Here is a 22170-nt window from a genome sequence, read left to right on the forward strand (position 1 = left end):
ACCAGGAACACGCCGATCACCGTCGCCGCGATCATCCCGCCCATCACGCCGATGCAAGCCGCCGGAAGAAGGGCGAGGCAAGCATTGCGACGCGGGGTGCGCAGCAGCGCCCCGCGCCCGGCTGCAGGGATCGGTCAGGCTGGATAGGCATTGTCTGGTCGATCTTTCCCTGGAGTTGCGGTCGCCGCCTGGCTGCCGGCATCGGGTGATTCCACCAGCAACTTGCCCAGGTGCCGGGCGAGGAAGCGCTGGATATCGTCCATGACAGTGTAGACCACCGGCACGTAGACCAGGCTGAGCATGGTCGAGGACAGCAGCCCGCCGATCACGGCGATCGCCATTGGCGCCCGCGTCTCGGCATCGGCGCCGATGCCGAGCGCGATCGGCAGCATCCCGGCGCCCATGGCGATGGATGTCATGACGATGGGCCTGGCACGCTTCCGGGCAGCATCGATGAGCGCCTCGAAGCGGCCCAGGCCACGTTCCTTCTGCGCCACCAGCGCATATTCGACGAGCAGGATCGAGTTCTTCGCCGCGATACCCATCAGCATCAGCAGGCCGATCAGTGGTGTCAGGCCAAGCGCCTTGCCGGTGATCAAAAGCAGGCCGAGCGCGCCGCCGACCGACAGCGGCAGCGCGACCAGAATGGTCACCGGCTGCACGAAACTGCGGAACAGCAGAACCAGCGTCAGGTACATCAGAAGGATGCCGGCGGCGATCGCGGTGGCAAAGCCGGCAAACAATTCCTGCATGCGAGCGGCGTCGCCGCGCGCCAATTCGTGCACGCCGTCCGGCAAGTTCTGCATGAGCGGCAGAGCGCGGATTGCCGTGGTCGCTTCGCCGAGCGTGATGCCGGACAGATTAGCCTCGATGGTGGCACTGCGGCTGCGATCCACCCTTGCGATGCTGTTGGGCCCGGCGCTGAAGCTGATGTCGGCGACCGCGCCAAGCGGCGCTACGCCCTTCGTACCGGTCAGCGGCAGGACAGCCAGTTTCGACGGATCGTCGATAGCTCCATCAGGCAGTGTCACGACAATCGACACCTGGCGATCGCCGAGATTGAACTTCGGCAGGCTGGTGTCGGTATCGCCAAGGGTGGCGATCTTCACCGTATCGGCGATCTCGGTCGGCGTGATGCCGAGCTGAGCGGCCTTTGCGCTGTCCGGGCGCACGATCAGTTCCGGCTTGGTGGTCGCCGCCGTCGAGGTTGGATTGCTGAGGCCCGGGATCGATTTCATCTCGTCCATCAGCGCGTCACTCGTCTTCTGCAGCGCCTCGCCATCGTCGCCGACCAGCGTGACCGACACCTTGGCTCCCGAAAAGCCATCGGCGCCGAACTGGATGCGGGCCCCGGGGATGTCGTTGAGCTTCGGCGAGGCCTCGGCCTCGAACGCCTGCTGGCTGGCGGTGCGTTCGGCCCGCGGCTTCAGATTGACGGTTACGGTGGCGGTGCGCACCTCGGCCGATGTCGATCCGCGGTTCGGTCCGCCGCCCGATGTGGCCGCCGTGCCGATGGTCGCGAAGACGCTGTCGACCGCCGGCTCTTTCTCGAGACGGCTGGTGATGCCTTGCACGACAGCCGCCGTCTGCTCGATGGTCGATCCCGGCTGCAGCTCGACCGAGATCACCGAACGGCCGCGATCGGCGGCCGCCATGAATTCGGTCGGCAGTTTCGTCGCCAGCATCATTGAGCCGGCGAAGAAGGCGATGCCGGCGACAAGTGTGATCCAGCGGTGTTTGAGCGCGCTGCGCAGCAGCCAGAGATAAGTCGGCACCCAGGCCGGCATGTCATCTTCGCTGTGGGCGCCGGCACGCACCAGATAAGCGCCCATCAGCGGCGTCAGCATGCGTGCGACCAGCAGCGAGAACAGCACCGAGACGCAAACGGCGATGGCAAAGCTGAAGAAGAATTTTCCGGGAATGCCGGGCATGAAGGCGACCGGCAGGAACACGGCGACGATGGTCGCGGTAGTCGCAACCACCGCAAGGCCGATTTCGTCGGCAGCCTCGATCGCCGCCTGATAGGCGCTGCTGCCGGTCTGGCGCATATGGCGCACGATGTTCTCGATCTCGACGATGGCGTCGTCGACCAGAATGCCGACCACCAGCGACAGAGCGAGTAGAGTGATGTTGTTGAGCGAGATGTTGAAGGCCGCCATCACCGCGAAGGTCGGGATCAGCGACAATGGCATGGCGACCGCCGATACCAGGGTCGCCCTGATGTCGCGCAGGAACAGCCAGACGACGCCGATGGCGAGCAGCGCGCCGAGCCAGAGCGCTTCGAACGCGGCATCGTAGCTTTCCTGGACGAAACCCGATGATGACGTGACCTCGGTGAATTTTGCGGCGGTGGTCCTGGAGCCGATTTCGGTGATCGCGGCGCGCGCGGCCTTGACCACGTCGATCTCGCTCGACCCGACGGACCTGTAGATGTTGAAGGCGACGACCTTTCTGCCGTCGAGATAGGCCGCCTGGCGCGGCTTTTCCCAGCTGTCGACCACCGTGCCGAGATCGGAGAGTTTGACGTCGCCTGCTCCCGTCAGCGCGATGCGTGTATCGGCCAGCGCCTCGACGGTCGCGGCGCTGGAGAGCGTACGCACCGACTGCTCCTGCCCGCCGATGGCAGTGCGGCCGCCCGGCCGGTTGACATTGTTGGATGCAAGCGTCTGGCTGACATCGCCGGCGCTGATGCCGAGCGCGGCAAGCCGATCGGGATTGAGTTCGACCCGGATGACCCGGTCGACGCCGCCCGAACGGGTGATCTTGGAAACGCCGTCGACGCCGAGCATGGCCTTGGCGACGTCGTTGTCGATGTACCAGCTCAGCCGATCGGGCGACATGGTCGGCGCCTCGACCACATAGGTCAGCACCGAATTGCCTGTCGCGTTGACCTTGGCCACGACCGGCGTCTGGGCGGCGGCCGGCAGGCTGGACTGTACGCCCGAAACGGCATTGCGGACGTCGTTGGCAGCCGTCTCGGAGTTTGTGTCGAGTGTGAACTCGATGGTGGTAACCGAAGAGCCTTCGCTGATCGAAGTCGAGACGTCGTCGACGCCTTCGAGGCTCGCCACGGCATTCTCGATCACCTGCGCGACTTGAACCTCCATCTCGCTTGGAGCCGCGCCCGACTGCGTCACCGTGACGGTGACCGTCGGCTGGTCGATGTCGGGCATGTTGTTGGTGCGCAGCTGCATGAAGCCGTACAGGCCGGCGATCGTCAGCGACAGGAACAGCACGATGGTCGGAACCGGGTTGCGGATCGACCAGGAGGAAATGGCGTTCATCGGGGAATGTCCCTGGCGGTCGCGGCATCGCCGGCATCCGCCTCCCGGGTGGCGACGCGCACCAGATTGCCGTCGTTGAGGAAACCGGCGCCGGCAACCACGATGCTGTCGCCCTCCGACAGCCCGGATTCGACCACCACCCGGCCGCTCTGGCGCATGCCGGTCGAGACAGCGCGCGCACTGACCTTTCCACCGTCGCCCACGACGAAGACGGCAGGTTTGCCGTCATGCCAGACCAGGGCGGCCTCGGCGATGCTCAGCTGCGGCGAAGCCGCGGTCGCGATCGATACGCGCGCGAACATGCCAGGCTTCAGGTCTGAGCCTTCGCTCAGGGAGACATGGACCGTGGCAAGCCGCGTCGTCGAATTGACCGTCTCGGCGATAGACGAAACCGCGCCTTTTGTCGTGCGCCCCGCCGCGTCGACGATGGTAGCCGACTGGCCAACCGCAATTGCCGGCAGGTCCTTTTCGGGAATGAGAACATCGACCTCCAGCCTGCCGTCACGCATGATCTTCATGATCTCGGTGCCGGTTTGGACGATCGAGCCGGCGACCGCCGGCTTGCTGGAGACGATGCCATCGAAGGGCGCGCGAATGGTCGTTTGATCGAGTTCCGCCTGCAATTTTTGCGCGACAGCTTCAGCCTGCTCCAGCTGCGCCCGGTCGGTCTTGACCGCCGTCGCCTTATCCTCTGCCGTCTCGGCGCTGACCGCTTTGCTCGTCAGCAGCTTGTCGGCACGGGCGGCCGCCGATATAGCCGCGTCCAATGTCGCCTGGGCCTGCGCGATCGCAGCCTTCTGTTCGGCCAGTTCCGCTTTCAACAGCGAGGCGTCCAGCCGCGCGACGACTTCGCCGGATTTCACCTGATCGCCTTCGGAAACCAGCACTTCGGTCAATTGCAAACCACTGGCTTGCGCACCGATCGTCCCTTCCTGCCAGGCCGCAACTGTGCCGGTGGCATCGACCGAGGAAGCGATGAGCTCGGGACGCACGTTCTCGACCGAAACCGTCAGCGCGGCGGTCTGCGCGGGCGCAACCGTTTGTGCCGCAGGTTCGACCACACCGCGGCCATAGGCCTTGAGTGCCGCGACTGCAATCAACACGCCCGCCAGGACAAGATATCCCTTACGCAATTTTCTGATCATGATTTCTGGTTTCGTTTCGGTGGCCGGAAAGCGGCAGTGACAGGCGATACGCGGCGAAGCTCAGCCGGATCATGCCTTTGAGCGTCTCCGCCGGCAGGGTCACCGGCGATACGCTGGCTCCGTTGCCGTTCGAAAAAGTCGGAGCGATGGATGCGATCAACCGCACCATCATCAGGGCTTCCCACATTCTTGTGCTTTCGATTTTCCTGGTTTCGAACGGGCCATCCGTTCGGATGGGCCGCCGTTTCGGGAAAGGAAACCGGCCGGATCATTGGCGACACGCTGCAGATCCGGCCGGTGCAGCCGCTCAGAGTTGCTCACCTATCCGGGGTTGGGGGGGTGGGAGCTGCCTGCCAGGACTGGACAGGCCTCTGGGGCCGGCTGCATCATCCGGCGGAGTGTCCCAGGGGCCGGGGGGTGGTCCCTGGGGTCGTTCCGCCGAAGCAAGGATTTCGAGCTGTTCGGGCGTCAGCCTGGTGCGCAGCGCGGCGATTGCGTCCTTCAGCCTGCCCGCGGAAGCAGCACGTTTGGTGAGAGCGTCGGCCAGCCTGTCGCCGGATGCGGCGGTGGGTTCAAACTGCAGCGCCAGCGCGGGATGAACAACCGCCACGGAAAAGAGACCAAGCGCGAAAATCCTGCTTCGCATGATGTATTCCTTTCCAACATGCATCGATGGCAGCAGGATAGGGAGCGTTTTTTTCCCATTTGCTTCGGTATATTTCCGAAGGTTGCTGAAAAAGGGAGATTTGTTACAGAATGTTTCTGTGCCCTGTCTGGAAACATTCCGTTGCAATTTTCCGTCCCGCACTCCCACAGCTCGCCCTATAACTGGCAAAGAACAGGGCGAACGGCATCGGGCAGACCAGGCAATGCAGCCACAACCACAGATTCTTGTCGTCGACGACGATCGCGAGATCAGGACGCTTCTCGGTCGCTATCTCGACGGCCAGGGTTTCCGTGTTTCAGTTGCGGCGGACCGGCGCGAATGCGAGCAACAGCTGACTACAGACCAGTTCGACCTGATCGTGCTCGATGTCATGCTGCCCGATGGCTCGGGCCTCGACATATGCCGCGCCTTGCGTGACAGCAAACCGCATGTTCCCGTCATTCTGCTGACGGCGCTGAAGGAGGATGTGGACCGCATCGTCGGACTTGAGCTCGGCGCCGATGACTATCTCGGCAAGCCATTCAACCCGCGCGAGTTGACGGCACGCATCCGCGCGGTGCTGCGGCGTTCGTCGCACGAACAGGCCCCTGCCATTACCCGGGTCTACCGCTTCGCCAATTATACGATGGAGCCAGGCATTCGCCGTGTCGCCAATGTGAGAGATGAAACAATCGACCTTACCGGTGCGGAGTTCGATCTGCTGCAGGTTTTTGTCGACCGGCCGGGTCGGGTTCTGTCGCGCGACCAGCTTTTGGATATCACGCAAGGCCGCGAGCGGGAACCTCTCGATCGCTCCGTCGATGTGCTGATGAGCCGGCTCAGGCGCAAGCTTGGCGAAGATGCGGCGGCGCCCCTTTTCAAGACTGTGCGCAATGGCGGTTACCAGATGACCGTGCGCGTGGAGACCTTGGACGAGCGGGCATGAGTTCTCTCAGAGCGCGGATTGCGCTGCTTCTGGTGGCGGCGATCGTCGGGGTGGTGGCGCTGGCGACGTTTGCGGTCGTCAGTGTGGTTGGGCCTCCAACGCCGGAATCGACCACCGAGCCGGTTGCACGACAGATCAGGCTTCTGGCGCAGTCGCTCCCGAGCCATGTCGCCAGCGCCGACGATCTGCGGATCGGGCTTGGAACTCAGCCCGCAAGCGGGCAGGAAGACGAACGCGCAACCTATCTTCTTGCCCGAGCACTTCAACACAGCGGTGCGGATTTTCCAGCCGTCGTGGTCCGCGTCGCAGGCAAGCAAGGCATGGTCGCCTCGGTGCAACTGCCGGACGGCCGCTGGATGGCCGTCGATATTCCGGATTTCTCGCCGCCGGCCGACCGCTGGTTGGTGCTGGCTGGCTGGATCACCTTGATTGTGCTTGGTGCCACGGCCGTTTCGCTCTACTTCGCGACGGTTTTGACGAAGCCCCTGGTCATGCTGGAAGCCGCCACTGCGCGCATCGGGCTGGATGGGGTGCTTGCGCCGCTGCCGGAAGAAGGCTCGGGCGAGGTGCGAGCCACCGCACGCGCGCTGAACCAGCTTTCGACCAGGCTCAAGGCGGCCATGGAAAGCCGCATGCGGCTGGTCGCAGCCGCGGGCCATGATCTGCGAACGCCGATGACGCGGATGCGGTTGCGTGTCGAATTTCTGGCGGAAGAAGAACGCGAGAAATGGCTGCACGATCTCGAGGAACTCGACCGCATCGCCGACAGCGCCATCCGGCTGGTGCGCGAGGAGGTTGCGGGGGATGCCGTCGAATCTGTCGATCTTGAAAGGCTGGTCCGTGACATCGAGGCCGAGATGGTTTCGCTTGGTCACGCGGTAACGACCGGCAATTTGGACAAGGTCTCGGTCAGGGCAGGCGCGCTTGGCCTGCGTCGGGCCCTGCGCAATCTCATCGTCAACGCGGCCACCCATGGCAAAGGTTGCTGCGTTTCGCTTGCCGCCGCGGACGGTCGCGTCGTTCTCAGCATTGCCGATCGCGGACCGGGCATCCCGCGCGAGCTGCTGAACAAGGCATTCGAGCCGTTCTTTCGTGTCGATCCGGGCCGCTGGCAATCAATTCCAGGTGCCGGCCTTGGCCTGGCCATCGCGAAGGAAATTATCGAACGGTACGGCGGAACCGTGACCTTGGAGAACCGCCATGGCGGCGGTCTTTCTCAGAAAGTCGTTTTCGATGCGGTGCTGGAAAAGTCCGGATTTGAACCGGATCAAGAGTTCAATCCGATTTCCGCAGCCTTGTAGGAGCAATCACGAGTGAAGATCCGCCGCCCATCGACGACGAGTGTTCTGATCTTTGTCCTGATCGTGGCGGCTGGTGCTGGCGGCGCTTGGTACTGGTGGCAGAGCCAGCAAGGAAAGCTGCCGGATGGGCTGGTATCGGGCAACGGTCGGATCGAGTCCGATGAGGTCGACATCTCCGCGAAATCCGCCGGTCGCGTGCGGGACGTGCTCGTCGAAGAGGGCGACCTCGTTTCCGCCGGGCAGATCCTCGCCCGGATCGATACGACGGAACTTCTGGCCGAGCGTGCCAAGTATGTCGCCGACCAGACCTCCGAGGAAGCTTCGATGCTCGAGGCGAAGGCGACGGTGGCTCAGCGGCAGGCCGAATTGATGCTCAAGGAGGCCAACCTCCGTCGGGCCCTCACACTCGTCGATACAGGCGCTCTCAGCCAGCAAACACGCGATCAGTACCAGAGCGAGCGCGATTCCGCGCGTGCCGTCGTTGAGGCCGCGGAGAAGAATGTGACTGCCAGGGAGCGCTCGATCGATGCGGCGAAAGCTTTGGTGGATCAGACCGATGCCCAGATCGCCGACGCGACCCTGGCAACACCAGTCAAGGGCCGCGTCCTCTACCGCCTTGCAAATCCCGGCGAAGTCGTCAGCGCCGGCGGCAAGGTTCTGACGATCGTCAATCTCTCGGAGATATACATGGAGATCTATCTGACCTCCGAACAGGCCATGCGGGTTCCCGTTGGCTCGCAAGCTCGCATCCAGTTCGACGGCGCCGACTTCGCCGTGCCCGCCAAGGTGAGCTTCGTCTCGCCCGAAGCCCAGTTCACCCCGAAGCAGATCGAGACGCGCAGCGAGCGGGACAAGCTGATGTTCCGGGTCAAGCTGCGCATTCCGCCGAGCCTCGTTGACGATCACATCGAGCAGGTGAAGACCGGGGCGAGGGGCACCGGCTATGTCCGGCTCGACCCGAACCCGCCCGACTGGCCGGAGTCCCTGCAGAAACGTTTCCCGGGCGATCCCGTCGACGCCGGAGAATGACGATGGCGGCACCGGCTGGCCAGATTGCCCGGATCTCCGGCGTGACCCATGCCTACGGCAAGGTCCTGGCGCTCGACAACGTGTCGTTCGACCTGCCGAGCGGCCGGATGACGGGCCTCATTGGCCCCGACGGCGCTGGCAAGTCGACTCTGCTTGGTTTGATTGCCGGCGCGCGCAAGCTGCAGATCGGCACGGTCCAGGTCCTGGACGGCAGCATGGCCAACGCCGGACATCGCCGGGCAGTCTGCACGCGCATCGCCTACATGCCGCAGGGGCTCGGCAAGAACCTCTACCAGGAGATAAGCGTTGCGGAGAACCTTGCTTTCTTTGGCAGGCTGTTTGGTCTTGCCGCGGCTGAGCGGGAGATGCGCATTCGCCAGCTCGCGGGCGCAACGGGACTGCTGCCCTTTCTCGACCGTCCCGCGGGGAAGCTCTCGGGCGGCATGAAGCAGAAGCTGGGACTGTGCTGCGCGCTCATCCATGATCCCGACCTTCTTATTCTCGATGAGCCGACGACGGGCGTCGATCCACTCTCGCGGCGACAGTTCTGGACGCTCATCGCCGACCTGCGCCGCGAGCGGCCGGCGATGAGCATCATTGTCTCGACCGCCTACATGGACGAAGCCGGCCACTGCGATTGGCTGGTCGCAATGGATCACGGGAAAATACTCGCCTCCGGCACCGCCGACGAACTCCGGCAAGCCACCGGCGAGCAAGATCTCGAATCGGTCTTTGTCGCCCTGCAGCCAGGGCAAAAGAGCAAACAGGAGCGCTTCGTCATTCCGCCGCGCAAGCCGAGCGGCGAAGAACCGGTGATCGTGGCGAAGGGCCTGACTTGCCGCTTCGGTAAGTTCACCGCGGTCGATCGTGTCAGCTTTACGATCGAGAAAGGCGAGATCTTCGGCTTCCTTGGCTCCAACGGTTGCGGCAAGACCACGACGATGAAGATGCTGACCGGGCTGCTTGCACCGACCGAGGGCGAGGCGGAGGTGTGCGGCAGCCCAGTCGACGCCAAGGATCTGTCGATACGTCGGCGCGTGGGCTTCATGACGCAATCCTTTTCTCTCTACGGCGAGCTGACGGTTCGACAGAACCTTCTTCTGCACGCCCGCCTGTTCCATCTGAGCAAAGCCAACGCTGCCGACCGCAGCGAAAAGCTCATCAAGGACGTCGGGCTGACCGACTATGCGGATGCTGATGCCAATTCCCTTCCGCTTGGTGTGCGCCAGCGCCTCTCGCTCGCGGTCGCGATCGTGCACGATCCGGAACTCCTCATACTCGACGAGCCGACCTCCGGCGTCGATCCGCAGGCGCGAGACGAATTCTGGCGGCTGCTGGTCGACCTGTCGCGAAGCCGCAATGTGACCATCTTCGTCTCCACACATTTCATGAACGAAGCGATGCGTTGCGACCGCATCTCGTTGATGCATGCAGGTCGCGTGCTCGTGTGCGACGCGCCGGAGAACGTGATCGCCTCCAAGAACGGCGCCGATCTCGAAGAGGCTTTCATCGCCTATATCGAGGAAGCCGAGGGGTCCCGATCCGCGCCGGCCGCGCAGGAAGCTCCTTCGCTGGTCCGGCAGGAAGCGCGGGCCACTTCGCCTGCTCGCCCCCGCTTTATGCCGCTACGGCGCCTGTTCGCCTACACGCAGTGCGAGATGCTGTCGCTCATGCGCGATCCCGTCCGGCTCGCCTTCGCCTTCCTCGGCTCCTTCATCATCATGCTGATCTTCGGCTTCGGCTTGTCGAACGACGTGACCAACCTGACCTACGCGGCCTTCGACCATGACAACACACCCGAAAGCCGGGCCTATCTCGGCAGTTTCTCGAGCTCCCAATACTTCACGGAGCGGTCGCCGATCCAGGACGTGCAGGCGATGGAAGACCGGCTGAAGTCCAACGAGATCGAGCTCGCTATCGAGATCCCGCCGAACTTCGGCCGCATGGTGAAACGCGGCTCCGACTGGCAGGTCTCAGCGTGGATCGATGGCGCGAACACCACGAGGGCGGCGACCATCGAGGGATATGTACAGCAGGCGCACGATCTCTTTTCCGAGCAGAGAAGCCGTGAGGCGAGCACCCCATCCACATCCGATCCCACCACGACGCTCCAGGTCCGCTATCGTTATAATCCGACAGCCGAGAGCATCTATTCCATCGGGCCATCGCTTCCGGCCATGCTGATGATGATGTTCCTGGCGATTCTGATGGCGGTGAGCGTCGCCCGGGAAAAGGAGATCGGCACGATCACCAATTTCTATGCGACGCCAACGACCCGGCTGGAATTCCTGATCGGCAAGCAGGTGCCTTATCTCGGCGTCGGAATGATCAATTTCGTCATCCTGACGGCGACCGTGCTGTTCTTGTTTGGGGTTCCACTCAAGGGCAACGGCATGGTCCTGGCCCTTGGGGCTCTGCTCTACACCGCAGCCGCCACTGGCTATGGACTCTTCATCTCGACCCTCACCAGGAGCCAAGTGACAGCGGTCTTCGCTGGCGCGGTCTTGTCGATGCTGCCAACCATGCAATTCTCGGGGATGATGCAGCCCGTCTCCACCCTCGAAGGCGGCGCGCGCCTCATGGGCCGGCTGTGGCCGACGACCTACTACACGCACATGAGCGTCGGCGCCTTCACCAAGGGGCTCGGGCTTGGCGACATGATGACGGATCTCCTGGCGCTCGCGCTGTTCCCCCCGGCCTTTCTTATGCTGTCGGTGATCCTGCTGAAAAAACAGGAGAAGTGATGATAGCGAGCTTCTCCAACATCTTCTGGCTCGGCACCAAGGAGCTTCGGGCGCTTGCGAAGGACCTGACGATGATCCTCTTCATCATCTGGTCGTTTGGCTTCAGCATCTACATGCAGTCGACCGGCGCTGGAGAGACTGTCAACAACGCCGCCATCGGCATTGTCGATGAGGACCAATCGCAGCTCTCTCGCTCAATCGCCGGGTTGTTCTATCCGCCGTACTTCCAGACCGTCAAAACCATCAGTGCCGCCGACATCGACCGGGCGATGGACGAGGGGCTCTACACCTTCGTCATCGTCATCCCCCCGGGATTCGAGAAAGACACGAGGAAGGGAAGTGACACCGAAATCCAGGTGAATGTGGACGCCACGGCCTCGCAACAGGCTTCGCTCGGGGCTGGTTATATCCAGAACATGGTGACGAATGAGGTCGACCGGTACCAGAAGGATTTCGAAGCAACAACGGGGCTCTCCTCCGATCTCGCCATCCGTCGCGCCTTCAATCCTGACGGAACACAATCTTGGTTCAAGTCGATTGTAAGCCTGGGAGATGAGTTATCGATGCTGGTCATCATCCTGACCGGAGCGGCGCTGTTGCGCGAGCGCGAGCACGGCACCATCGAGCATCTCTTGGTGATGCCCCTCACGGCATTCGAGATCGCGCTGGCCAAGGTCTGGGCGAACGGCCTCGTGATCATCGTCGCATTCGCCTGCTCTTTGCTGCTGGTCGTGGAGGGGGCGCTCGACGTTCCAATCGCTGGCTCGCGCGGGCTGCTGATGCTTGGCACGACCATCTACGTATTTGCCGCCGCTGCCATCGGCATCTTTCTCGGTACGCTCGCGCGCACCATGGCGCAGTTCGCGCTCCTGATGATGATGGTCGTCATGCCGATGATGATGTTGTCAGGGGGCATGTCACCGGTCGCGAGCCAACCTCAATGGCTTCAGTACGTGACGTGGTTTCTGCCTTCCCGACATTACGTCAGCTTCATGCAGGCGATCGTCTCGCGGGGGGCGGATTTCACAATTGTATGGAAGGAGTTCGCGACCGTGCTGATAATGGGGATAACGTTTCTCGGAGCGAGCCTGCTCCTTTTCAGGCGCTCCATTGCGACGACACAGTAGGCAGGATCTTCGCGCGTGAGCACACAGGCGTGTCGGGAGCAGACTGCCCTGAATTGCCGCGCCGCCAGTCATTCGTCACGCGACCGCTCGTTTTTCCTCACACCGGGCCGCTGCCATCGTAGGCACTTGATCCAAAGCAAGGTCCGGCGGGCAGAACCCGATATGCTGGAAATGTTCAACCATTGGATTCCATCACTATGAGTTGGCTCATTCGCATTCTCCTGGCTGGCGCCGGTATCGTGGCCGGGTGGTTCATGCCGCGCGATCAGATCGGCTATACGATCATGCAGTTCGTGGTTTTCCTCCTGCTGATCTTGGCCGCCTCGGTTGTGGTCCTGTATCTTCCCAAGCTCCGCGGCATCTTTACTGGAACTTCAGCCAAGAAGCCCGACTGATGCCAGCTGGTCGGGTCTCATTGATACCGACCTCATACACAAGGACGGCTTGAGCGCTGACGCGATTGAGCGGAACAGCGCGTACGCGCAAATCGCTTTGGGACCACGGTGGCAGCGCCGACGAGGTTGCGACGGTTGTCCTTTTCCTCGCTTCGGATGATGCGGCTTGCATGAAAGGCGCCGAGCCCGGTGGCTGGACTCGGATTGGGCTGACGACGCCGAACTGACCTGTCCAACCTGCGGAGCCGGCCAGGACGGCGGACTTAAGTCGGAGGCCGGTGGCGAAAAAGTCCTACCAGGCAAGGCATGAGTCTTGGGCCGCTATCGTCGGGCTCCGTTCCGGCAGATGCTCCTCCTGTCAACAACGCCGGTTCGGGTTCGTTTTTCAAGCAGGACCTCCCACAGACCGGCATAAGGAGGATCAAGATGCGCAAACTACCTTTAACCCGACTGTGCTGGCTCGCCCTGCGGGCTTCCGCCGCGCTCGCGCTGACCGTCGCGCCCTACCATCTCACCTTTGACGGCGCCGGCGTCGCAAAGGTAGTCTCCGCCAGCGCCTACGCCGAGAGCGAAGGTGGTGGTGGTGGTGAAGGTGGCGGTGGTGGCGGCGAGGGTGGCCACTCCGGCGAAGGCCATGATGGCGGCGACGACGGCGCAGACCATGATGGCGGCGATGACGGGGCAGGCCATGACGCTGGCGACGACAATGGTACCGATGCCAGCGACGATGACACCCCACCGCTGGTGACCGCGCCCTAGCATGGCTGGACTGTAGACATGAGAGCGCCGTCGTTGACCCGAATTTGCTGGTTCGTTCTGCGGGCCTCGACGGCGCTCGTTCTTACCGCCGCACCCTATCACTTGACGTTTGACGGCACCGCCAAGATCGTTCCTGCCGATGTCCGCGCCGAGGATGATGGCGGCGAGAGTGAAGGTGGCAGCGGTAGCGGCAGTGGTGGTAGCGGCAGCAACAGCGGTAGCGGCGGCGGCAACAGCGGTAGCGGCGGGAGCGGCAGCAACAGCGGCAGCGGTGGTGGTACAGGTCCCGGCAACAGCCACGTCAATCCCGAGACCGGCGACAAGGTTAGTATTCACGGCAGCACCATCCAGGTTGTCCACCCCGATGGCCTCCGGGAAAAGATCGAAAACGGCCGCTTCGTGATGAAGGATGCGCTCGGCCGCACAATCGTCGAGCGCGCGGCGACTGCCGCCGATCTGGCCCGCCTGAAAAGGTTGTGAGAGCGGGGGAGTTTAGTAAGGCAACACTCGCTTCTCACCTCACCCTCGCCTTCGGGCGGGGGTGAGTTTTTGTGTCGATACGGATTGCCTCCAGGGCCCGGAACCCGCCCTCAGCCAGTCCGGTCCTTCGCCTCGCGCATCAGCAGCGCGGCCTCGGTGCGGTTGCGCACATTGAGCTTCGACAGGACCCGCGTCATGTGATGCTTGACGGTCTTTTCCTGCAGGGCCAGCCGCCCGGCAACCTCCTTGTTGCTCAGGCCCTCCGCCACCAGCCGCAGGATCTCGGCCTCGCGGTCGGTGAGCAGGCCCAGCGGATCGGCCCTGCGGTTGGCTGGCTGCAGCAGGTCCGACAGCAGCCGCGCCGACAGCGTTGGCGAGACATAGCTTTCGCCGGCAAAAACGTCATGCAGGATTTCGGCCAGCATCTTCGAGCCGACGCCTTTCAGCACATAGCCGCGCACACCGGCATTGAGCGCCTGGGCAACGTCGGCATTGGTCTCCGATACAGTCAGCATGACGATTTTCTGGCCGGAATGCCGGGCCAGGATGCTTGCCGCGGCGGCAAGTCCGCCGCCCGGCATGCTGATGTCCAGCAACAGTATGTCGGGGTGCTTGGCCGCGACCAGTCGCTCGGCGTCCTCGGCGTTCGCGCCTTCGCCAACCACTTCGAAGCCGCCGATCTCGGCAAGGCTGCGCGCAACACCCTCGCGAAACAACGGATGATCGTCGACAATGGCAATGTGGATGATAGGGGTCACGGCTGCTCCTCGATGGGCAATGTGATCAACAGGCGCGTGCCTTTCGGGCCGGACGCGGTTTCAAAACGGCCGCCGATGCTCTCTATGCGCTCCCTTAGGCCGGCGAGGCCTAGGCCCTCGCTCCTTGCCGGATCGAACCCGGGGCCACCGTCCGACACTGTAACGAAAAGCTTGCCGGCTTTCGTCCCCGCCTTGACCGCCTGGTCCTTGCCTTGCCCATGGCGCCAGGCGTTGTTCAAACCTTCCTGGACGAAACGATAGATGCTGATCTTCTCGGAAGCGCCAGGTTCCGGCAACTGTGTGGGCAGCGCCAGCGATACCGAACTCGCCGTGCGCCTTTCGTGCTCGGCCACCGCCAGCCGCAGGATGTCGGCCACCGCGGCCGTTTCGATTTGTGGCAGCACCAGCCCGTTGCAGATGCCGCGGATCTCGCGCATCGCCTCACTGAGCGTCTTGTGGATGCCTGCCACCTCGGCTTGACGCTGTTCGGCCGAGGCGTCGGGGTCCAGTAGCAGCGGACTGTCCATACGCAGCGCCGCCAGCGCCACCAACTGGGCCGGCCCGTCGTGGAGGTCGGCGCCGATGCGCCTGAGATATCGCTCGTTGATGGCGGTGGCGCGGCGCGAGGCACGCTGGACGCGCTGGCGCAGCGTCGAGTTCTGCGATAGCAGCGCCTGCAATTCTGCAACCTTTGCCTCTAGCGCGGTTCGCTGCGTCTCGATGGTACGGCTGCCGCGAAAGACGATGCCCGAAAGAAGTGCGAGAGCGGCCGCCGTGGCGCCGGCCACCACCAGCCAGCTCGACCACAAGGCGGCGTTCAGCGTCGTCTGAAAATCCTCGGCGACCTCGTAGAATTCGGAGACGGCGACGACATCGCCAGACCAGGGTTCGCGCACCGGATTGTAGATTTCGAGCAGCGGCACGCCGATACCCTTTTCCCTCCTGCTTTCGGCGTCGTCGAGTCTGTTGAACTCGGCCACGACATTACCGTTGAAAGCGTGGTCGAGGTTGGCGTTCGGCTCGAAAACCTTGCCGATCAATGTCTTGTCCTTGGCGTAGAGAACCGTGCCGTCGCGCCGCCACAGCTTGAACGAGGCCAGCCGCTTGCCGAGCGCGCCCTGGTCGAGCGTTTCGTCGAGCGCCTGTTTGACGCTGTCGCTGAGCTCGCGGCTCTTGCGCATGTCCGGCAGCAGCGGCGCGATCACGCTGTCGACATAGAGCGCCGTGGTGGCGGCGGAGTTGCGGATGACGCCTTGCCGTATCTGCGAGGTCACCCACAGTCCGACCACCAGCATCACCGTAAGCAGCCCGACGCCGCCGGCGACAAGGAACTGCAAGGCCAGCGAAAGCCTGTTCCAGCGCCGTATGAAGTCCTCAACCAATCGCACGATCCATCCTGACTGCGGCGATCATAGAGACTGTGCAACGCTTGCGACATTGGGCTTCAGTCTTGCCTTGCGCAGGACTTTAGCCCGGCTATGGCGGTCGCCTTTCAGGCCGCCCCGTTGGACTGGTGCTGGTGCGCGGCGATTGCGCGCAAAAAAACCTGGCCGAACTCCTTGAGCTTGGCGGCACCGACGCCATTCACTTCGGCGAAGGCGTCGAGGTCGCGCGGGCGGCGCTCGGCCATGTCGATCAAGGTGCGATCGGAGAACACCACATAGGCCGGCACCTGGCGCTCCTTGGCGAGACGCAGGCGCAATGCCTTGAGCGTGGCCAGCAGCGAAGCATCCAGTCCCTCGGTATCCGCGGCGGAACCCTGGGCGGAACGCATCTTGGCGCGCAGGGCTCGGCTGCGCACCTCGACGCGATAGTGGAACGGGACCTCGCCACGGCCGAGCGCATGGCCGCCGTCTGAGATGGCGAGGCCACCATGGCCGGCCGGGTCCGGTGCCAGGAACCCGCCGGCGACGAGCTGCCGGATCAGCGACAGCCAGAAATCCTTCTTGTGCGCCACACCGCTGCCGAAGCTGGCCAGCCTCTGGTGGCTCCTGGCCAGCACCTTCTCGGTTTCATGGCCGAGCAGGATGTCGATGACATGGCCCGCACCGAAACGTTCGCCGCTCTGCGCGATCGCCGCCAGGATGATTCGCGCCTCCGGCCCGCCATCGGCGCGCGGCGCCTGGTCGAGGCAGTTGTCGCAATTGCCGCAAGGCTGCGCTTCCTCGCCGAAATAGCCAAGCAGCACCTGGCGTCGGCATTGTGCCGTCTCGCAATAGCCAATCAGCGTATCGAGCCGGCGATGCGAGCGCCTTTTGTGCTCCGCGGACGCGTCCTCGTCGTCGATGAACATGCGCCGCATGCGGATATCGCCAAGACCGAACAGCATATGCGCCTCGGCCTCCCGCCCGTCGCGGCCGGCGCGGCCGATTTCCTGGTAGTAGGCCTCCAGGCTGCCCGGCATATCGGTGTGGAAGACAAAGGCGACATCAGGCTTGTCGATGCCCATGCCGAAGGCGATGGTCGCCACCATGACGACGCCGGACAAGGTCATGAAAGCGTTTTGATTCGCGTCACGCGCGTCCTTGCTCATGCCGGCATGATAGGCGAGCGCGGTGACGCCATTCTTCTCGAGGAACGCCGCCGTCTCCTCGGTCTTCTTGCGCGACAGGCAATAGACGATGCCGCTGCGGCCTTGATGGCGCCCGATGAAGTTCAGCAACTGCCGCTTGCCGTCCTGCTTGGCTTCGATGGCAAGCTTGATGTTCGGCCGGTCGAAGCCCAGCACCAGGGTTTCGACGCGCTCGGCGAACAGCCGTGCCTCGATGTCGGTGCGCGTGCTCTCGTCCGCTGTCGCCGTCAGCGCGATGATCGGCACATCAGGAAAAATGTCGCGCAGCCGCGACAGGTCTTCATATTCGCGCCGGAACGCCGGACCCCATTGCGAGATGCAATGCGCCTCGTCGACGGCGATCAGGCGGACGTCGAGCCTGGCGAGCGCCTCCAGCATCCGTTCGGTCATCAGCCGCTCCGGCGCGAGATAGAGCAGGCGTGTCTGGCCCGAAGCCACGCGGCGCCAAGCGGCGATATTGGCATCGCGGTCGATCGAGGAATTGATCGTATCGGCCGCCACACCGGCAAGGCGCAGCGCGGCAACCTGGTCCTGCATCAGCGCCACCAGCGGCGAAACGACAATGGTGAGCCCGCCCAGAACCAGCGCCGGAACCTGGTAGCAGAGCGATTTGCCCGCACCCGTCGGCATGACGGCCAGCACATGACGCCCGGCCAGCAGCGCCTCCATGACATCGGCCTGGCCGGGACGAAAATCATCGAAACCGAACACATCCTTCAGGACGCGCCGCTTGGGATCCTCGGCCGGAACACTCATCGCAGATGCCTGCATCAGGCGGACACCGGGCTGGAATCGATTTTTGATGGATTGGAGAGGATGAGGGAACCGATCAAGATACTCTCCGCGTTGCGCCCTGCAGTAGCGCAGCCGTCATCGGACCACAACAGGAACAAGCCTGCACAGGGATCGCCAGACTGCGAGAAGCGCTGAAGCTGTTTGACTGATTGGCCTGCTCGGCGCGCCTCGCCTTCCCTTGCGACACCCGCACCCCGCTGGATTCCTTCACGCGTCGCGATGTAAGCTTGACCCGACAATACAGGGAGAAGGCAATGCTGCAGACCAGACAGGATGCTCTCGGCGAGCGGTTCCAGTTGCAGCGCGCGGCCTTCGAGGCGCAGCCCTTTCCAGACCTTGGCGTCCGCAAGGACCGCCTGAAGCGCCTGCTGGCGCTCACCGAGCGGCATGAGGCTGACATCTGCGCGGCGATCGACGCCGATTTTGGCGGCCGGTCAGTGCATGAGACGCGCCTTGCGGAACTGTTTGTCGTGCGTGCCGGCATCCACCACGCGCTTTCCCATCTGAAGGGTTGGATGCGGGAGCGTCGTGTTGCCACCACCATGCCGTTCCTGCCAGGCAGAAATCGCCTCGTCCCGCAGCCGCTCGGGGTTGTCGGGGTCGTATCGCCCTGGAACTATCCCTTCCAGCTCGCTGTCGCGCCGGTCACCGCGGCCCTTGCCGCCGGCAATCGCGTGCTCGTCAAGCCGTCCGAACTGACGCCGGCTTTTTCCGCGCTGCTGGCGCGACTGGCCGGCGAGCATTTCGCGCCGGATGAGGTCAGCGTCATCGCCGGCGACGCCGAGGTGGGAAAGGCCTTCGTGTCGATGCCGTTCGATCATTTGCTGTTCACCGGTTCGACCGCGGTCGGCCGCCAGGTCGCGATCGCCGCTGCCGCCAACCTGACCCCGGTCACGCTCGAACTCGGCGGCAAGTCGCCAGCAATCCTCGATCCCTCCTGCGATCTCGATACGGCGGCCTCCAGCATTGCCTATGGCAAGCTGTTGAATGCCGGGCAGACCTGCATCGCGCCGGACTATCTGCTGGTACCGCAAGGACAGGCAGGCACCGTCGCCGCGAAGCTCGCAACCGCAATAGCGCGGCTCTACCCGACCTTGCGCGACAACCCAGACTATACCGCCATCGTCAGCGACCGGCACTACCAGCGTCTGCGTGACATGATTGCCGAGGCGCGTGATGCCGGCGCCGATGTCATCGAGGTCAATCCGGCCCGTGAAGAGTTCGGGTCCACGAGCCGGAAGTTGCCGCCGACCCTGGTCAAAAACCCCGGCTCAAACCTGCGGCTGATGCGCGAGGAGATTTTCGGCCCGGTGCTGCCGATCGTCGAATACACCACCCTCGACGACGCGATCGACCACGTGAACCGGGCGGACCGGCCGCTGGCGCTCTACTGGTTCGGGCGCGACAGCGGCAACCGCCAGCGCATCCTGCGCGAGACCGTCGCCGGCGGCGTCACCATCAACGACTGCATGCTGCATCTGGTGCAGGAAAACCAGCCCTTCGGCGGTGTCGGCGCCAGCGGCATGGGTGCCTATCACGGCGAATGGGGTTTTCGCACTTTCAGCAAGGAGAAGCCGGTTTTCCTGCAGTCCCGGCTGAGCGCCGGAGGACTTCTGCGCCCGCCTTACGGCAAGACGTTCGAACGGATTTTCAGCCTGCTCCGGCAAATCACCTGACCGAAGCCCCGGAAAAACCCGGCCGGGGCGCAGTCACGGCAGATCGTCTTTGACTTGCCAGAAGGGCTTCAATATCAGGCTTTGACGATCGGAACAGAACGCCTTCGATCGGGGCCATCCATTTCACGCCTTCGTCGAGCGACCTACGGATTCCGCACCTGGCCATGGATTCGACCGCCCCTCTGCTGATCTTCTACGCCCGCAACGACGCGCTTGGCGACGGATTGCTGCGGATACCGGCATTGCGCGCGGCAAGAACAGCCTTCCCGCAAAGCCAGATCGTTTATGGCAGCATACGCAAATCCTCGCTCACCGGCGTGTTGCGCAGGCATGCCGCTCCCCTCGTCGATGACTTCAGGACGATTGTGCCGCTTTCGGCCATTCTGGCCGAGTTCGCGACGCCTGGCAGGCCAACGACGGTCGTCGATTTCCGCGCCGGCGTGCCCAGCCTGATGGCGACAGGACTGCGGCTTGTCGGCCGCGGCGTACGCTACGAGCCCAATTTTGCCGGTTATCTTCTATCGCTGCGCTGGCGTAGCAGATGGACTTTGCGTCCCGAACACAATGCCTGGCGCTACCACCGGCTGATCGAGCGCCTGGCCGGCCGGCACCTGCCATTCGACCACAGGCTGGATGTCCCGCAAGCCGCCCGCGCCCTGGCGCGTCAGCTTCGCGGCGCGGACGACCGTCCGCTCATCCTTCTTGGCGGCAACGCCAAGAGCAACAAGTTCATGAGCGAGGCCCAGATATCAGCCATATCAGGTAATCTCATCGATGCCGGCTATCGGGTGCTCTATCTGGTGACTCCTGGCAACGGACCGGCGTGGCAGGCCCTTGCCGCCAAGGAACCTCGTTTATCCGCGGTCGGTCCGGATCTTGGGCTCGATGTCGAGGCGTTCGGTGATCTGCTGCTCGCGCTCGGCGAGATGGCGGCCGCCTATGTCGGCATGGAAGGCGGTCTTGGACACCTGTTCGCCGCGGTCATGACCCCGGCGGTGATCGTCAACAACGGCGCCAACATGGAGCGTTGGCGACCGCTGTCGAATATGGTCGAAGTGGTGACGGCGCCGAGACGCGGCGGATCGGCTGATATCGCCGACACGCCGGTCGAGGCCATTCTCGAAGCCACCCATCGCTTGCTCGCCACCAGCCGTCGCGACCACCCGGCGCCAGCGCGTTAAGTTTATATTCACCATCATCCGGCAGGTTTCCAATCCTGCGGTTATGTCTTGAGTACCGCGGCGCCACAGGCGCCCAGGCAACTGCCCGCGCCTCTCCGGAGGCGCGGGTTTTGTCATTTCCTGCTGTCGATGTCGCCTCGAAGTAGCCTATGGTGATGCGGATCCTATGGCAAAACCCCCGTGGGAGCCGGTCCGTTCCCGCCATTTTCCCGGCGTGATCCCGGTGACGCGTTTGAAGGCGCGACTGAATGCAGCCTCGGATTGATACCCGACACCGGCAGCGATACTTGCCAGACTTTCGTGGCCGAAACGCAGACGCTCGCCAGCCAGCTGAATCCTCCAGCTCGTCACGTACTCGATCGGCGGGCGGCCGAGCAGCGCGTTGAACCGCTCTGCGACGATCGTGCGCGATGAGCCAACCTTGTCGGCAATCTGACCGACGGTCCAGTGGCGCGCTGGGTCGGCGTGGAGAAGCTGCAGCGTCCTTCCGACGATCGGATCGTTCAGCGCCGCGAACCAACCCTTTGAGCCGGGTGGAAGCCGGGCAACATGGCGCCTCAGCAGTTCGACGAACAAAAGCTCCATGAGCCTTCCAAGCATCGCCTGCGAACCCGGCGCCGCCGCCTCGACGTGCAAATCGATTTCGCGCACGGTTGAGGCAATCAGGGCGCCAACCTTGTCGTCCGACATCTTCTCGACAATGAGCGCCGGAAGCGTGCGGAACACCGGCGCGAACAGAAATTCCGAAGACTCGAGGAAGCCGCAGACCATGCGCAGCTCGTCACCGCCGCCGCCATAGTTGACAGTCCACATCCCTTCGATCCGACCAGGCTGAACGATTTGTCCGGCTTCGGCCATCACCAGCGGTTCGCCCTTCCAGATCTTGTGATGACCGGCGAATGGCAGGAACAGCAGATCGCCAGCAGTGACTTCTCGCCGCTCGCCGTTTGCGGCCTCGAAGGTGCAGTTGCCCGCTACGATGAAATGGAAAATGCTGATGTGGCGCAGATACGCCATGGGGCTGACCGGGTCATAGTATTTCGGGGCCACGACGCCGAACGGCGCGCTGAAGCAGGCATTCAGAAAGACGGAGCCGGTCAGTCTTACGGCTTTCAGCATTTCCGACAACAGGTCCGGCCCGGCAGGAGGCCCGTGATCCGGTTTCCCTGCATGTAAATCCGATGTTGCAATCATTGTTGAACCTCGAGTCGGGCGTCTACATCTCCAAACGCTGCAGCTCAGCCGATTAATCCCCATCCGATGACCTGACCTTGTCATCTGTCGAGCTCGGCAAAAACGCGACCTTTCTGCGAACCGAACGGAGATACCAAG

General features: G+C 63.4%; 18 protein-coding genes. 10 read left to right on the forward strand and 8 right to left on the reverse strand.

Annotation, left to right across the window (positions count from 1 at the left end):
* Positions 1-134: 134 nt before the first annotated feature.
* The 4 genes from NR193_RS16535 to NR193_RS16550 all read right to left on the reverse strand — a co-directional run bounded on the left by NR193_RS16535 (position 135) and on the right by NR193_RS16550 (position 5075).
* On the reverse strand, positions 135-3284 hold the full coding sequence (locus tag NR193_RS16535; protein ID WP_256751854.1) for an efflux RND transporter permease subunit: 3150 nt from the start codon (positions 3282-3284) through the stop codon (positions 135-137).
* Positions 3281-4429 carry an efflux RND transporter periplasmic adaptor subunit gene (locus tag NR193_RS16540; protein WP_256751855.1) on the reverse strand — a complete coding sequence of 383 codons (1149 nt, stop codon included), beginning with the start codon at positions 4427-4429 and terminating at the stop codon, positions 3281-3283. The genes NR193_RS16535 and NR193_RS16540 overlap by 4 nt, the downstream gene beginning before the upstream one ends.
* Complete coding sequence (locus NR193_RS16545) at positions 4410-4616, reverse strand: hypothetical protein (RefSeq protein WP_256751856.1); 207 nt, start codon at positions 4614-4616, stop codon at positions 4410-4412. Before NR193_RS16545 ends, NR193_RS16540 begins: the two co-directional genes overlap by 20 nt.
* 120 nt (positions 4617-4736) lie before the next feature.
* Positions 4737-5075, reverse strand: coding sequence for a hypothetical protein (locus NR193_RS16550; protein ID WP_256751857.1), 339 nt, complete (start codon positions 5073-5075; stop codon positions 4737-4739).
* A gap of 223 nt (positions 5076-5298) precedes the next feature.
* Between NR193_RS16550 and NR193_RS16555 the strand changes: the two genes are divergently transcribed.
* The 8 genes from NR193_RS16555 to NR193_RS16590 all read left to right on the forward strand — a co-directional run bounded on the left by NR193_RS16555 (position 5299) and on the right by NR193_RS16590 (position 13856).
* Positions 5299-6021: a response regulator gene (locus NR193_RS16555; RefSeq protein WP_256752092.1), complete on the forward strand. Its 723-nt coding sequence runs from the start codon at positions 5299-5301 to the stop codon at positions 6019-6021.
* Positions 6018-7322, forward strand: coding sequence for an ATP-binding protein (locus NR193_RS16560; RefSeq protein ID WP_256751858.1), 1305 nt, complete (start codon positions 6018-6020; stop codon positions 7320-7322). The genes NR193_RS16555 and NR193_RS16560 overlap by 4 nt, the downstream gene beginning before the upstream one ends.
* A gap of 12 nt (positions 7323-7334) precedes the next feature.
* On the forward strand, positions 7335-8351 hold the full coding sequence (locus NR193_RS16565; protein ID WP_256751859.1) for an HlyD family efflux transporter periplasmic adaptor subunit: 1017 nt from the start codon (positions 7335-7337) through the stop codon (positions 8349-8351).
* A complete protein-coding gene (gene rbbA, locus NR193_RS16570) occupies positions 8348-11095 on the forward strand; it encodes a ribosome-associated ATPase/putative transporter RbbA (protein ID WP_256751860.1) in 2748 nt (915 codons plus the stop codon). The genes NR193_RS16565 and rbbA overlap by 4 nt, the downstream gene beginning before the upstream one ends.
* Positions 11095-12222: an ABC transporter permease gene (locus NR193_RS16575; protein WP_256751861.1), complete on the forward strand. Its 1128-nt coding sequence runs from the start codon at positions 11095-11097 to the stop codon at positions 12220-12222. The genes rbbA and NR193_RS16575 overlap by 1 nt, the downstream gene beginning before the upstream one ends.
* A gap of 182 nt (positions 12223-12404) precedes the next feature.
* Complete coding sequence (locus tag NR193_RS16580) at positions 12405-12617, forward strand: hypothetical protein (RefSeq protein WP_256751862.1); 213 nt, start codon at positions 12405-12407, stop codon at positions 12615-12617.
* A gap of 426 nt (positions 12618-13043) precedes the next feature.
* A complete protein-coding gene (locus NR193_RS16585) occupies positions 13044-13376 on the forward strand; it encodes a hypothetical protein (RefSeq protein ID WP_256751863.1) in 333 nt (110 codons plus the stop codon).
* Between the two features lie 18 nt (positions 13377-13394).
* Positions 13395-13856, forward strand: coding sequence for a hypothetical protein (locus tag NR193_RS16590; RefSeq protein ID WP_256751864.1), 462 nt, complete (start codon positions 13395-13397; stop codon positions 13854-13856).
* Positions 13857-13966: 110 nt separating this feature from the next.
* Here NR193_RS16590 and NR193_RS16595 read toward each other — a convergent pair whose 3' ends face one another.
* The 3 genes from NR193_RS16595 to recQ form a co-directional block, all read right to left on the reverse strand.
* Positions 13967-14614 carry a response regulator transcription factor gene (locus tag NR193_RS16595; protein ID WP_256751865.1) on the reverse strand — a complete coding sequence of 216 codons (648 nt, stop codon included), beginning with the start codon at positions 14612-14614 and terminating at the stop codon, positions 13967-13969.
* Positions 14611-16002 carry a sensor histidine kinase gene (locus NR193_RS16600; RefSeq protein WP_375162708.1) on the reverse strand — a complete coding sequence of 464 codons (1392 nt, stop codon included), beginning with the start codon at positions 16000-16002 and terminating at the stop codon, positions 14611-14613. The genes NR193_RS16595 and NR193_RS16600 overlap by 4 nt, the downstream gene beginning before the upstream one ends.
* Positions 16003-16106: 104 nt before the next feature.
* Positions 16107-17957, reverse strand: a complete 1851-nt coding sequence (recQ, locus tag NR193_RS16605) for a DNA helicase RecQ (RefSeq protein WP_256751866.1) — start codon at positions 17955-17957, stop codon at positions 16107-16109.
* Between the two features lie 278 nt (positions 17958-18235).
* On the opposite strand from recQ, the gene NR193_RS16610 reads away from it, so the two are divergent.
* Positions 18236-19657 (forward strand): coniferyl aldehyde dehydrogenase, encoded by a 1422-nt coding sequence (locus NR193_RS16610; RefSeq protein WP_256751867.1) that lies wholly within the window; start codon positions 18236-18238, stop codon positions 19655-19657.
* A 164-nt stretch (positions 19658-19821) separates the two neighbouring features.
* Entirely contained in the window at positions 19822-20838 is a 1017-nt protein-coding gene (locus tag NR193_RS16615; protein WP_256751868.1) for a glycosyltransferase family 9 protein, read from the forward strand.
* Between the two features lie 147 nt (positions 20839-20985).
* Here the strand turns inward: NR193_RS16615 and NR193_RS16620 are convergent, their stop codons facing one another.
* Positions 20986-22032 carry an AraC family transcriptional regulator gene (locus NR193_RS16620; protein ID WP_256751869.1) on the reverse strand — a complete coding sequence of 349 codons (1047 nt, stop codon included), beginning with the start codon at positions 22030-22032 and terminating at the stop codon, positions 20986-20988.
* Between the last annotated feature and the right edge of the window lie 138 nt (positions 22033-22170).

It is taken from the genome of Mesorhizobium sp. Mes31, from assembly GCF_024519675.1.
Lineage (GTDB): Bacteria > Pseudomonadota > Alphaproteobacteria > Rhizobiales > Rhizobiaceae > Mesorhizobium.